The organism is Anaerostipes stercorihominis, from assembly GCF_057535655.1.
In genome coordinates this window covers 175,468-188,186 of record NZ_BAAJCL010000003.1, presented here as the reverse complement: position 1 = coordinate 188,186, position 12,719 = coordinate 175,468, and the positions used below count along the sequence as shown (strand labels likewise).

Annotated in this window: 12 protein-coding genes; 9 read left to right on the top strand and 3 right to left on the bottom strand. The window is 41.6% G+C overall.

Translation table 11 applies throughout. From position 1 onward, the window contains the following. Positions 1-31 precede the first annotated feature (31 nt). Positions 32-628 (top strand): recombinase family protein, encoded by a 597-nt coding sequence (locus AC27EF_RS04770; RefSeq protein WP_487109246.1) that lies wholly within the window; start codon positions 32-34, stop codon positions 626-628. Between the two features lie 339 nt (positions 629-967). Further along, positions 968-1,186, top strand: coding sequence for a hypothetical protein (locus AC27EF_RS04765; RefSeq protein ID WP_487109244.1), 219 nt, complete (start codon positions 968-970; stop codon positions 1,184-1,186). Positions 1,187-1,388: 202 nt separating this feature from the next. Here AC27EF_RS04765 and AC27EF_RS04760 read toward each other — a convergent pair whose 3' ends face one another. Beyond that, positions 1,389-2,156, bottom strand: a complete 768-nt coding sequence (locus AC27EF_RS04760; protein ID WP_487109243.1) for a DeoR/GlpR family DNA-binding transcription regulator — start codon at positions 2,154-2,156, stop codon at positions 1,389-1,391. A 236-nt stretch (positions 2,157-2,392) separates the two neighbouring features. Here AC27EF_RS04760 and AC27EF_RS04755 point away from each other — a divergent pair, with 236 nt between their 5' ends. The 6 genes from AC27EF_RS04755 (at position 2,393) to AC27EF_RS04730 (ending at position 8,286) form a co-directional block, all read left to right on the top strand. Beyond that, complete coding sequence (locus AC27EF_RS04755; RefSeq protein ID WP_487109242.1) at positions 2,393-3,154, top strand: nucleoside/nucleotide kinase family protein; 762 nt, start codon at positions 2,393-2,395, stop codon at positions 3,152-3,154. Further along, a complete protein-coding gene (locus tag AC27EF_RS04750) occupies positions 3,151-4,428 on the top strand; it encodes a zinc-binding dehydrogenase (RefSeq protein WP_487109240.1) in 1,278 nt (425 codons plus the stop codon). Before AC27EF_RS04755 ends, AC27EF_RS04750 begins: the two co-directional genes overlap by 4 nt. 56 nt (positions 4,429-4,484) lie before the next feature. Next, on the top strand, positions 4,485-5,351 hold the full coding sequence (gene fba, locus AC27EF_RS04745; RefSeq protein WP_487109239.1) for a class II fructose-1,6-bisphosphate aldolase: 867 nt from the start codon (positions 4,485-4,487) through the stop codon (positions 5,349-5,351). A gap of 97 nt (positions 5,352-5,448) precedes the next feature. Beyond that, positions 5,449-6,186, top strand: coding sequence for a TrmB family transcriptional regulator (locus AC27EF_RS04740; protein WP_487109237.1), 738 nt, complete (start codon positions 5,449-5,451; stop codon positions 6,184-6,186). Continuing rightward, positions 6,146-7,396, top strand: a complete 1,251-nt coding sequence (locus tag AC27EF_RS04735; RefSeq protein WP_487109236.1) for a diaminopimelate decarboxylase — start codon at positions 6,146-6,148, stop codon at positions 7,394-7,396. Before AC27EF_RS04740 ends, AC27EF_RS04735 begins: the two co-directional genes overlap by 41 nt. 143 nt (positions 7,397-7,539) lie before the next feature. Continuing rightward, positions 7,540-8,286 carry a copper homeostasis protein CutC gene (locus AC27EF_RS04730; protein ID WP_487109234.1) on the top strand — a complete coding sequence of 249 codons (747 nt, stop codon included), beginning with the start codon at positions 7,540-7,542 and terminating at the stop codon, positions 8,284-8,286. Here AC27EF_RS04730 and AC27EF_RS04725 read toward each other — a convergent pair. After that, complete coding sequence (locus tag AC27EF_RS04725) at positions 8,283-8,723, bottom strand: RrF2 family transcriptional regulator (RefSeq protein WP_487109232.1); 441 nt, start codon at positions 8,721-8,723, stop codon at positions 8,283-8,285. The genes AC27EF_RS04730 and AC27EF_RS04725 overlap by 4 nt on opposite strands. A 258-nt stretch (positions 8,724-8,981) precedes the next feature. Between AC27EF_RS04725 and AC27EF_RS04720 the strand changes: the two genes are divergently transcribed. Then, positions 8,982-11,828, top strand: coding sequence for a YhgE/Pip family protein (locus tag AC27EF_RS04720; protein ID WP_487109231.1), 2,847 nt, complete (start codon positions 8,982-8,984; stop codon positions 11,826-11,828). Positions 11,829-11,900: 72 nt separating this feature from the next. On the opposite strand, the gene AC27EF_RS04715 is transcribed toward AC27EF_RS04720, so the two are convergent. Then, positions 11,901-12,704, bottom strand: coding sequence for a Cof-type HAD-IIB family hydrolase (locus tag AC27EF_RS04715; RefSeq protein ID WP_487109230.1), 804 nt, complete (start codon positions 12,702-12,704; stop codon positions 11,901-11,903). Positions 12,705-12,719: the final 15 nt, after the last annotated feature.

The window sequence follows — 12,719 nt, the reverse complement described above, 5'->3', positions numbered from 1 at the left end:
TGATATCAATACAATTTTAAGGAGGTTTTTTATGAAACGTACTATTTATGGATATGTTCGTGTGTCCACAAGAGAACAAAAGGAAGATCGTCAGCTGATTGCGCTGCAGACCTTTCCGGTATCAAGGAAAAACATTTATACGGATAAACTCAGCGGGAAAGATTTCAATAGACCCCAATATCAGGAGCTGTTGAAAAGAATTCAGCCCGGAGATCTTCTGGTAGTAAAATCCATTGACCGTCTGGGGCGGAATTATGAAGAAATTCTATTGCAGTGGAGGAATCTTACCAAGGAAAAGCAGGCGGATATCGTTGTGCTGGATATGCCTCTTCTGGATACGAGAAAGTCAGGAAATGATTTGACAGGCACGTTTGTGGCTGATTTGGTCTTGCAAGTTTTATCCTATGTGGCTCAGACAGAACGTGAGAATATTCACCAAAGACAAATGGAGGGAATTGCAGCGGCAAAGCTGCGGGGCGTGCAGTTTGGACGCCCGAGAAAGCCTGTGCCGGAGCTGTTCTGGCAGTTGAAATCGGAGTGGGAAAATAAAAAAATTACTTCTCGGGAAGCCGCCCGCAGGCTCTCCATTGCACAGGATACTTTTTTACGATGGGTTCATGGCAAGTAGGATAGGATCAGGAAAATGTAGGAAATATCGGTCGCTGTTTTTGTCGTTTATATCTATATTTTCCATTTATGTTCTTAACAGATAAGATAATATATGTTGAAAATTATGATATTTGATAGTATATCATGTCAGAACGTTAAAGTCTGCCTTATCGGGCAAGATCATTGAAGCGAAAAGTACGATGGATTTATGTGCATCCGTAGGGAGGCTTGACTGGATTGCTGTAAAACTTAGGAGGAGCGGTCGCTGTATATAAGGAAAGCCGGGAAAATAAGCATGTGAACAATCTTTATTTTTAGCTGGTTCATACGTATTTAGTCGCGAAGGAAGGGAGAAAGTATGGAATTATTGGAGGCACTGCGTATTCAGACAGGGTGCGCTTTTATTTCTGATTTAAGAGGTTTTGCACAGGTTCATTTCCTTGGTGATGCACTTCAAAAAATAAATGTCCGGCAATATGATGTGCAGGAATGGGAGAAAGCCGTAAATTATATTACCGGCAGCACCAAGTCCTTTCAAACACAGGAGGAAGCGGCAGAGTATTTAAAAAATTTCTAAGAAGGAAACCTGATCGGTCATAAACAGTAAAAAGGCATATGGAAGGATGCTTTTGCAGATATCCATCGGCTCACAAAGAGGAGCAAGTCCCTCAATTTTTGAGAGACTTGCTCCTCTTTGTTTTGATTACAGTAAAGGTTTTCTTTCGATACGTCTTATTGGATTACATAAATTCTTTTAGAGATATGCGGAGAGCACGGTGTTACTCCTTCACAAGAAGAAGCTCTGTGGATTCCGAAATCAGTCGGTAAGAATCTTCAGGAAGATTTTGATCAGAAATAAAATAGTCAATATCCCGCCAACTGGCATATTGAACCATGGAGCACTGCTTTGCCTTGGAACTGTCAGAAATGACAACTACAGTTTTTGCCTGAGGAAGAATTGCCTGTTTTACCTGAGCATCTGTAAATTCAGTAACAGCGGGACCATTGTGTCCCTCAAATCCGCTGGTTCCCAAAAAGGCAATATCAACTTTGGTATTGTTGATAAGATTGGTCGTTTGAAATCCTTCTGTGGACATATTATTGGGATTTAATTGTCCTCCGGTGAGAATTACAGTATTTCGGTTGTTATTTAAAAAATACATGGTATTGATAGAATTCGTAACGATGGTATAACCACTTCTTTGACTGAGAAGCTGCGCCATGCACTGGATGGTACTTCCGGCATCCAGGTAGATAACAGCCTGCTCAGGAATGAATTCCAATGCTTTTTCGCACAGAGCGAGTTTGAGAGAGCGGTTTTCATCTGTTCGTGATTCAATTGGAATGGGAGCAAAGCTGGATGTTAATGTGGCTCCGCCGTGGCTTCGCTCAATTTTACCGGTTTTCTGCAGCTGGGTCAGATCTCTTCGGATGGTTTCTTTTGTAACATGGAAATGTTCGGCAAGTTCCGTAATTTTAGCGCTGCCAGAAACATGAATATATTCAATAATCTCTTTTTGACGTTCTTTTGCCAGAAGTTTGGACATATTTTTCCCTCCGCAATTTTTGTAAAATATTTGATATTCTATGGAGCAGCCGTGAATTCAAAGATGAAGAAAGCGGACAGACTCCGGTTGAACAGTTTGGAATTTAGTTTAATGGAAAAAACTTAAAAAGTCAAATAAAACAACAAAATCAAAAATATTACTTGACAAAACAAAAATAAAAACATAAAATCTAACACATAAACAAAAAAGCAACAAAAACGGAAAAAGGAGGTCCAATGAAACATTGGAGAAAATATTTATTTAAGGTCAATGGATTAGAGATGGAGGCAGTATATAATGAGGATACGATAAAACAGATATTCCTGCCCTTGCTTCGGAAGCTGACTGCAATGCAAAAAGCCGAGAAAAGACGTTTGGTGGTATTTATGGCAGCTCCGCCTGCGGTTGGAAAAACAACGTTATGTCAATTTTTAGAGCATTTATCCAGAGACCGGGAGGAATTGACAGAGATACAATCCATTGGTCTGGATGGATTTCATTATCATGATGCTTACATCCGCGCTCACAGTGCGATCGTTTTTGGAAAAGAAGTTCCGATGAAAAAGGTAAAGGGGTGTCCGGAAACGTATGATACGAAAAAACTTCAAAAAAAGCTTGCAGCGCTTGGACGGGAGACGGTCCTATGGCCGATCTATGATCGAACAATTCACGATGTTGTGGAAGACGCCGTAGAGGTTTCAAAAGATATTATTTTGATTGAAGGAAATTGGCTGCTGTTAAAGGAAGAGCCATGGAAATCAATGGTAAAATTTGCTGATTATACAATTTTAATTCGCTCCAACGAGGAAATGCTCAAAGAGCGTTTGATCGGTCGGAAAATAAAAGGAGGTTTTACGCCAGAAGAAGCACAAAACTGGTATGTTCAAAGTGACCGCATCAATGTAAAGAGGGTTTTAGATACATCTATGAATGGAGACAGCATAATGCAGGTAGAGGAGGATAATGATTATTCAATGATTCAGGAGGAAATGTTATGAAGTCAACAGCGGCAGTCTTAGCAGGGAAAAATCAGGTATATGTAAAAGAAATAGAATTACCGGAGCTCGGGGAAGAAGAACTTTTGGTAAAGATCGTATCGAATAGTGTTTGTTTGTCAACTTATAAAGCAGCCATCCGCGGGGCAGACCACAAACGTGTGCCGGATGATATCAGTCCGGAGCATCCAACAATTACAGGACATGAATTTGGCGGATATATTGTTCGAGTGGGAGAAAAATTAAAGGATCAATTCAGTGAAGGAGAAAAATTCGTTTTACAGCCGGCAATGGGACTGCCGAGCGGGTATTCTGCCGGATACAGCTATGAATACTATGGCGGCAATGCAACATACTGTATTATACCCAAAGTATCCATTGATTTGGGCTGTGTACTTCCGTATGAGGGCGACTATTTTGCCAATGCTTCGCTGGCAGAACCTATGTCTTGTATTATTGGAGCTTTTCATGCAACGTATCATACAACCCCTTATGTTTATGAGCATAAGATGGGGCTGAAAGATGGCGGAAGCGTAGCGCTGCTTGGATGCGCGGGACCGATGGGAATCGGAGCAATTGATTATGCTGTGCATGGGCCATATCATTCAAAGAGAATCGTTGTGACAGATATCGACGAAGAAAGATTACAGCGCGCAAAAGCTTTAATTCCACTGGAGGATGCGGCAAAATACGGCGTGGAGCTTCATTATATCAACACTGCAGACAAGGAAAATCCAGTGGAAGAAATGAAAGAGTTAAATGGCGGAAAGGGCTATGATGAGGTTTTTGTATTTGCACCGGTCAGAGCATTGATCGAGATGGGAGATGACCTTCTGGGAAATGATGGATGCCTGAATTTCTTTGCGGGTCCCACAGAGAATGATTTCAAGGCAAATTATAATTTCTATAATGTTCATTATGAGGGAACTCATATTTGCGGAACTTCAGGAGGAGCGCCGGCGGATATGGTGGAATCCTTAGAATTATCGGCGGCAGGCAAAATCAATCCTTCCTACATGATTACTCACATTGGGGGGATTGACGCAGCACCGGATACGATTTTGAACCTTCCAACGCTTTCTGGAGGAAAGAAGCTTATTTATCCCCATATCAAGATGCCATTGACTGCAATTACAGATTTTGAAGCATTGGGAGAGGAGCAGCCGATGTTCGCGCAGCTTGCAAAAATTTGCCAGACAAACAACAATGTCTGGTGCGAGGAAGCGGAAAAATACCTTCTGAAAACACTTGCGCCGGATCTTGCAACCAACCTTTAAATAGAGTATAATAAGAATGATGTGAAAAAGTTAACGAATTATATGGAGGACAAACTATGTTAGTATCAGCAAAAGAAATGTTAAATAAGGCGAAAGCCGGACATTATGCAGTTGGACAGTTTAACATCAATAACCTGGAATGGACAAAAGCTATTTTGTTAGCAGCAGAAGAGACAAGATCTCCGGTGATTCTTGGTGTTTCCGAAGGCGCCGGAAAATATATGACAGGATATAAAACTGTTGTAGGTATGGTAAATGGAATGTTAGAAGAGCTGAACATTTCCGTACCTGTAGCGCTTCATTTAGATCATGGATCTTATGAAGGATGTTATAAATGTATCGAAGCAGGATTTTCTTCTGTAATGTTTGACGGATCTCATTATCCAATTGAAGAAAATGTTGAAAAAACAAAAGAGCTTGTGAAAGTAACAAGAGGAAAAGGAATGTCCATCGAGGCGGAAGTCGGATCCATTGGCGGAGAGGAAGACGGAGTCATTGGAAAAGGTGAATGCGCAGATCCAGAGGAATGTAAAGCTGTTGCAGATCTTGGTGTTACAATGCTTGCAGCCGGAATCGGAAACATTCATGGAAAATATCCGGAAAACTGGGAAGGCTTAAGCTTTGAAACTTTAGATGCAATTCAGAAATTAACAGGAGATATGCCGTTGGTATTACATGGCGGTACAGGAATTCCGGATGATATGATTAAAAAGGCAATTTCTCTGGGAGTAGCTAAAATCAATGTAAATACAGAATGCCAGATTGCATTTGCTGAGGCGACACGTGACTATATTGAAGCAGGAAAAGATCAGGAAGGAAAAGGATTTGATCCTCGTAAATTATTAGCGCCTGGAACAGAAGCAATCAAGGATATGGTTATTACAAAGATTAAATTATTCGGATCTGACGGAAAAGCGGAATAGAATTGAAGTGATAAAATTTCTTAGAATGTCAAGAATGTCTTGACATTCTTTTTTATCTCAACTATAGTATTCCTAGATAGGAACACGAGGTGATGTTATGGATAATGTGGAACGTCTGATGGAGTTTGGACTGACCCGTCATGAGGCAAATCTCTATGTTCTTCTTGTGTTGGAGGGCGCATTGAATGGCTATGAGGCAGCAAAGTTAAGCGGTATTTCGCGCTCCAATGCCTACAGCGCATTGGCAGGTCTCGCAGAGAAAGGCGCTGCCTGCATGCAGGAAGAAGATACTGTAAAATATATACCGGTTCCGGTAGAAGAGTTTTGCAGCAATAAGATTCGGCATATGAAAAATCAAAAAAAGGCATTGCTTGCAGAGCTGCCAGCCAAGAGAAAAAATAATGGCGGGTATCTGACAATCAGAGGAGAAGAGCATATCTGTGATAAAATTATTGATATGTTATCTCATGCAAAAGAGAGGGCTTATGTGTCGATCTATAATGAAAGGCTGGAAATGTTTCGGAAATATCTTGAGAAAATGACCTGGGAAGGGAAAAAAGTTGTGATTATTACCAACGAACCTTTCGAGCTGTCCGGAGCGACAGTCTATTTAACGGAATGCCGAAAAGGGCAGATTCGTTTGATTACCGATTCCAGCGATGTTTTAACCGGAGAGATTGCCAATCAATATGAGGCAACTTGTCTATATTCCAGTAATCAGAATCTGGTGGAAGTGTTTAAAGATGCTTTAGCCAATGAAATACAATTATTAAAAATGAAAGGAAAGAATGAACATGGCAAAGAAACCATTTGTAACGAAAGAACAGTTAGATGAGATTACAAAAAAATACCCGACTCCGTTTCATATATATGATGAGAAGGGGATCCGGGAAACTGCAAGAGGATTATACAAGGCATTTTCATGGAATAAAGGATTTAAAGAATATTTTGCGGTCAAAGCAACTCCAAACCCGACGATTTTAAGAATTTTAAGAGAAGAAGGCTGTGGAACAGACTGTTCGTCTCTGACAGAACTGATGATGTCTGACAAATGTGGTTTTTCGGGTGACGAGATTATGTTTTCCTCCAATGACACACCGGCAGAAGAGTTTATTCTGGCAAAACAGCTTGGCGCAACGATTAATTTAGATGATATTACACATATTGAATTCCTAAAGGAAACGGCAGGAATACCGGAAACCATTTCCTGCCGCTATAATCCGGGCGGGGTATTTGCTCTCGGTACAGATATTATGGATAACCCGGGAGATGCAAAATATGGAATGACAACAGAGCAGATGTTTGAAGCTTTTGCTCGGCTGAAAGAGCTTGGAGTGAAAGAATTCGGAATCCATTCTTTCCTGGCAAGTAATACGGTAACCAATGAATATTATCCGACATTGGCTAGACAGCTGTTTGAGCTGGCGGTGCAGTTGAAAGAAAAAGTGGACGTGCATATTGGATTTATTAATTTATCCGGGGGAGTTGGAGTCCCTTATCTTCCGGATCAGGAAGGAAATGATATTGCCGCAATTGGCGAGGGAGTACACAAGGCATTTGATGAAGTCTTAGTTCCGGCAGGAATGGGAGATGTGAAGATCTTTACAGAGCTTGGACGTTATATGCTGGCTCCAAACGGTCACCTTGTAACAAAGGCAATTCATGAAAAACATACGCATAAAGAATATATTGGTGTGGATGCTTGCGCGGTCAATCTGATGCGTCCGGCAATGTACGGAGCATATCATCATATTACGGTCATGGGAAAGGAAGATCAGCCGGCAGATCAGGTTTATGATATTACAGGTTCTCTCTGTGAAAATAATGATAAGTTTGCCATTGACCGCAGGCTGCCAAAGATTGATCGGGGGGATCTTCTGGTCATTCATGACACAGGCGCTCATGGTTTTGCTATGGGATATAACTATAACGGAAAGCTGAAATCAGCGGAAATTTTATTAAAAGAAGATGGAACAACAGAGATGATTCGTCGCGCGGAGACACCGGAAGATTACTTCGCAACTTTAAGAGGATTTAATTTTTAAATATACCTGGCAGTCAAAAGGGATGAAATTTTGTTGATAGAGAAGCTGTGTACAGATTATTTTATCATCTGTACGCAGCTTTGCCTTTTTCCAGGGAACTTGTTACAATAAATAGAATACAAAAATGATAGGAGAATAGAAATATGTTAGAAATATGCTGCGGAAGTTTTGAAGATGCCATGGCTGCCTATGAGTGCGGAGTAAAACGCATTGAGTTAAACAGTGCGTTAAGCCTGGGGGGATTGACCCCGTCTTTAGGGAGCCTGATTATGACCAAACAATATACGGATTTAGAGGTGGCATCTATGGTGCGTGTCCGGGCAGCAGGATTTTGTTATACCAATTATCAGTTTGAACAGATGGTGGAAGATATGAAACTTTTGTTGGCCTATGGAACAGATGCCATTGTGTTTGGGTTTTTAAAAGAGGATCGGACCATAGATCAAAACAGAACCAGAGAATTTGTTGAATGCATTCATGCAGAAGGAAGAAAGGCAGTCTTTCACAGAGCCTTTGACTGTGTCCGGGATTCAGCAGAAGCAATGGAGCAGCTGATTGATCTGGGCGTAGACCGAGTCTTAACCAGCGGACAAGAGGAGACGGCAGAACAGGGAATACCGCTTTTGAGAGAATTACAGAAAAGCTATGGAAATAAGATTGAAATTCTTGCTGGCTGCGGAATCAATGAAACCAATGCGAAAAGGATTATGGAGGAGACCGGGATCAAGCAAATTCACAGCTCCTGCAAAGGATGGGGAAGAGATGCTGCAACCGTTGGAGATAAGGTGTCTTATGCAGTTTATGAAGGGGAATTAGAAGATCATTATGAGATTGCGGATTCCGAAAAAATTCAGAAGTTGATGGAGCATATGGGAATGTCAATCAGTTAAATTGGATAATTGCTGATATCTTCTAAAAATTGATCCAAAGTAAATGATTTTAAATGTTCTTTATAGAGAAGTTCTGCATCATAAAAGATTTGCAGGACTTCTTTTTCTTTTTCCTGAGCGAATGTCTGATTATGATAGAATACTTTTTCAACCAATCCCGTGGCATTTACAAAGGGCCCGGCTCCCTCGATGGCATGAAAAATATCATAAAGAGAAATTTTCTCAGGTCTTCGATGCATGGTAAATCCGCCTCTTTTGCCGGAATTGGATTCAATGAGGCCGGCAAGAACTAAAAGTCTGGTAATTTTTTTCAGGTAGGAATCAGAGACTCCAAGACGCCGGCTTAAATATTCACTGGTAATACACTGGTCGGAGGGGGCATGCGCAATGATTAAAAGAATACAAATTCCCTGCTCTAAGCTTTTTTTACTTTTCATAAGAAGTTCCACTCCTTTCATATAGTATCTTTATCATACTCTAGGAAAAGCAGTTCGTCTAGTCTTGAATTAAAATGACCAATGTTCAATTTAAGGTTGACATTTGCACTGAAAGTGCATATAATAACCAATGATTTATAGATAACAGATGTCTTTAAATAGAAATTGTGATATGAGGCAGGGGGACTTCTGCGGAGTGTGTAAAAACAGCGGAAGAAAGATCTTCTATATTAAATTAAGGGAAAGGAGCTTGATGGTATGAAACAAGAATGGAAGAAAATTTTAAAAAATCCCTGGATGATCTTGATTTTGATTGCAATTATGATAATTCCGGCAATTTACACATCTGTGTTTCTGGGATCTATGTGGGATCCTTATGGGGATGCAGATGAGCTGCCGGTGGCTGTGATCAACCGGGATCAAAAGGTATCTTATGAAGGGAAAACATTAGAAGTTGGAGATGAGCTGGTAAAAAATTTAAAGAAGTCCAAGGCTTTGGACTTTCATTTTGTCAGTGAAAAAAAAGCGGAATCAGGATTAAAAAGCGGAAAATATTATATGATCATTTCTATTCCTGAAAATTTCTCCAAAAATGCTACTACATTGATGGATGAGAAACCAAAGAAGATGAAGCTGATCTATAAGACCAATCCGGGAACCAATTATGTAGCGTCAAAGATGGATGACAGTGCCATGGCAAAAATTGAAAAAACGGTTTCTGAGGAGGTTACAAAAACTTATGCGGAAACTGTTTTTGATCAGGTGAAGGAAGCCGGGAGCGGATTTTCAGAGGCTGCAGACGGAGCAGGAAAAATAGAAGACGGAGCTGTTAAATTAAAAGATGGAAACAATACCATTGAGAAAAACCTTAAAAAATTGGCATCCAGCAGCCTGACATTCCAAAACGGAGCAAAGACCTTATCTGTAGGATTGAAAAGCTATACTGACGGGGCCGCGCAGTTGGATGACGGTGCATCTGATTTAAAGTCGGGAGCGAAGACGTTAGCATCCGGAACGAAGTCTTTAAAAAGTGGAGTGAAGTCATTAAAGGACGGAACGGGTGCATTACAAAACGGTGCAAAACAGCTGCAGACAGGAGCTTCTTCCTTGAAAATAGGAATTGCAGCCTATACAGCCGGAGTGGATCAGGCAAAATCCGGAAGTGCAGCTTTAAAGGCGAATAATGCAGCTTTAAATCAGGGGGTCAAAACACTTTCTGATGGAAGTAAGGAGTTAAAAACAGGAAGTCAGTCATTAACAGCAGGAATTGATGGAGTTTTAAAGGCTGCGAATCAAACGTCCACTCAACTGGGCAATTCGATGCCACAGAATAGTGAAATAGAACAACTAACTCAGGGAATGGAAGGACTTAATCAAGAAATTCGGTCTCTGAATCAAACGCTGCAGGGTACTGCCTCTGCTTCTGAGAAGACGACAACGACAACCACCACAGAAAATGAAGCCGGAAAACGTGCAAAGGACAGCGCGGCGGAAGCAAAAACGCATGTCAGTGTGATGCAGCAGAAGATCAAAAATTTAAAGAATTCTTCTGTGTTTGACAAACTTTCTGAGGAAGAAAAACAGAAGCTTTTATCTGAAATTGGTGAGGTTGAAAGCGCGGCATCTGCCGTGGAAGGTGATGTAGATGAAACTTACCAAAATGCGAAGGAAGCATCCCGCACTACGACGACGACAAAGGTTCGTTCTGCGGCTTCTGCCGAGGATACATTAAAAGAAGTGAAAGCGCAGGTTCAGAAGCTTGCGGCTGCTTCCAATGCAGTGCTTCCAAAAGGAAAAACTGCGGTTAATCAGATGTACGGAGGACTTCAGGCGGTAAAAGAAGGTTTGGATCAAAAGGGCACCACACAGGATACGATGGGAATGATACAGGCTCTGGAAATTTTAAAGGGTGGAGCCGCAAAGGTACAGACGGGAATGGAATCTTTAGAATCCGGAATTAACAGTACAGAGAATGGACTCAGCATTGGAATTAGGAATTATACTGCCGGAGTAGATAAACTGGACAGCGGACTTACGCAGATCAGCGGAAATTCAAAGTCGCTGAACAGTGGAGCTGCACAACTAAACAGCGGCATAGATCAGGTTGGAAGTAAGCTTCCGCAATTCCAGGCAGGAACGAATCAGTTATACGCAGGAAGTAAAAAACTAGAAACAGGTTCCGGTCAGTTATATGCAGGAACCCAGTCGCTGAAAAATGGAACCCAGACACTGACGGCGAATAACAGCACTCTAAACGCAGGGGCGGGACAGCTTGCAGATGGAGCCGGTCAGATCGCAGACGGCTCCGGTCAATTAGCAGCAGGCTCTGCGACGTTAGGCGATGGAATTACTGCGCTGCAGGACGGAAGTAAGACGTTGAAAGATTCTCTGCAGGACGGTGCAGATCAGGTAAATAGCGTAAAGACAACCGATCAGACAAACAAAATGTTTGCCGCGCCTGTAAAAGCCGTGAATGTAGAATATTCACATGTTCAAAATAATGGTCATGCGATGGCGCCGTATATGATGTCTGTAGGATTATTTGTGGCATGTATGGCGTTTACGCTAATGTATCCTTTGATGGAGAAAAACGAAGAAGTACACAGCGGTTTGCAGTGGTGGCTCAGCAAGGTTACGGTTATGGCTGTGGTATCTGTCCTGCAGGCATTGATCATGGTTGGAGTTCTGATAAAAATCAATGGATTGGAGCCAAACTATGTAGGGAAAACCTTTGGAATGGCAGTACTTGCATCGATGGCATTTATGGCGTTAATCTGCTTTGGAGAGATGCTGTTAAATCGAATTGGCAGTTTTGTGATGTTGGTATTTATGGTTGTGCAGTTAGGAGCTGCCGGAGGAACCTATCCGCTTGATATGGCGCCTCATTTTTACACGGTCCTTCACAAATATATGCCGTTTAGCTATACCGTAGAGGCATTTCGCCATACGCTCTCTATGGATGGCCAGATCGGAAGAGACGTGGCTGTCTTTGCAGGAATCTTAATTGTATCTACCCTGGCAACCATTTTATTCTATCGTATAAGAATGAAAAAAAGGATTGGGGGAACATTGGAAACAGGGAATCCAGTAATTGCCGGAAAATAATAGGGCGTAAACATAATAAAACACCCCGGAACGGATGGATATCCGTTTCGGGGTGTTTATTTGCAAGTGCGCTCAAATAAGACCATAATGTTTCAGACCCAGAGAAAGACCGTCTTCATCAATATCTGCCGTAATATAATCGGCATGTTTTTTTAGTTCTTCACAGGCATTGCCCATGGCAATGCTGCAGCCGGCCTTTTGAAACATGGACGTATCATTGTTACTGTCGCCAAAGGCATAGCAGTCTTCGGCAGTTGTTCCAAAGTAGTCGGCAGTAAACATGAGGGCAGTGCCTTTGTCATGGTGTTTCAGCAAAAGTTCATACTGGGTATCGTCGATTCTTACATAGTCCATAATATCATCCATGGCGTCAAGATCATTCAGAAAGCCGCGCATGTCACTTCCTTCTCCTCCGAATACAATAAATTTGTCACATTCATCCGCATGGTCCCAGGAAAATTCATGCGGCATGTAAGGCGCCAGATCAAATGCCTGAATCATAAACCCGTAATGTGGGTGAAAGTCAACGTCGTGATTGCGGAAATAGGAGCCTTTGGCACCTTCCATAGTTCCAAAAATTCCATATTTTTTACAGGAATTCATAATTGCATGCATGGTATCCGTCGGAATCGTTTTGTGATAGACGGTTTCGCCGCCGATCACCAAATGGATTCCATTGCAGCACAGAAGTCCGTCAAATCCGATGTCAAGAATTTCTTTTTCAAAATATGCAAAAGGACGACCGGTATTAATAAAAATTTTATGACCGTTTCGCTGTGCCTGGTGCAGTGCATGGACCGCAGATTCCGGAACAGATCTTGTGTTTTTACTGTACAGCGTCTCATCAACATCAACAAAAATCAATTTACCACTCATGATTTGCCCTCATTT

What these genes read in the sequence shown, in the direction of transcription:
- AC27EF_RS04715 (WP_487109230.1), bottom strand. Translation starts at nt 12,704, where the DNA reads ATGAGTGGTAAATTGATTTTTGTTGATGTTGATGAGACGCTGTACAGT.
- AC27EF_RS04765 (WP_487109244.1), top strand. Translation starts at nt 968, where the DNA reads ATGGAATTATTGGAGGCACTGCGTATTCAGACAGGGTGCGCTTTTATT.
- AC27EF_RS04770 (WP_487109246.1), top strand. Translation starts at nt 32, where the DNA reads ATGAAACGTACTATTTATGGATATGTTCGTGTGTCCACAAGAGAACAA.
- AC27EF_RS04720 (WP_487109231.1), top strand. Translation starts at nt 8,982, where the DNA reads ATGAAACAAGAATGGAAGAAAATTTTAAAAAATCCCTGGATGATCTTG.
- AC27EF_RS04730 (WP_487109234.1), top strand. Translation starts at nt 7,540, where the DNA reads ATGTTAGAAATATGCTGCGGAAGTTTTGAAGATGCCATGGCTGCCTAT.
- fba (WP_487109239.1), top strand. Translation starts at nt 4,485, where the DNA reads ATGTTAGTATCAGCAAAAGAAATGTTAAATAAGGCGAAAGCCGGACAT.
- AC27EF_RS04735 (WP_487109236.1), top strand. Translation starts at nt 6,146, where the DNA reads ATGGCAAAGAAACCATTTGTAACGAAAGAACAGTTAGATGAGATTACA.
- AC27EF_RS04740 (WP_487109237.1), top strand. Translation starts at nt 5,449, where the DNA reads ATGGATAATGTGGAACGTCTGATGGAGTTTGGACTGACCCGTCATGAG.
- AC27EF_RS04760 (WP_487109243.1), bottom strand. Translation starts at nt 2,156, where the DNA reads ATGTCCAAACTTCTGGCAAAAGAACGTCAAAAAGAGATTATTGAATAT.
- AC27EF_RS04755 (WP_487109242.1), top strand. Translation starts at nt 2,393, where the DNA reads ATGAAACATTGGAGAAAATATTTATTTAAGGTCAATGGATTAGAGATG.
- AC27EF_RS04750 (WP_487109240.1), top strand. Translation starts at nt 3,151, where the DNA reads ATGAAGTCAACAGCGGCAGTCTTAGCAGGGAAAAATCAGGTATATGTA.
- AC27EF_RS04725 (WP_487109232.1), bottom strand. Translation starts at nt 8,723, where the DNA reads ATGAAAAGTAAAAAAAGCTTAGAGCAGGGAATTTGTATTCTTTTAATC.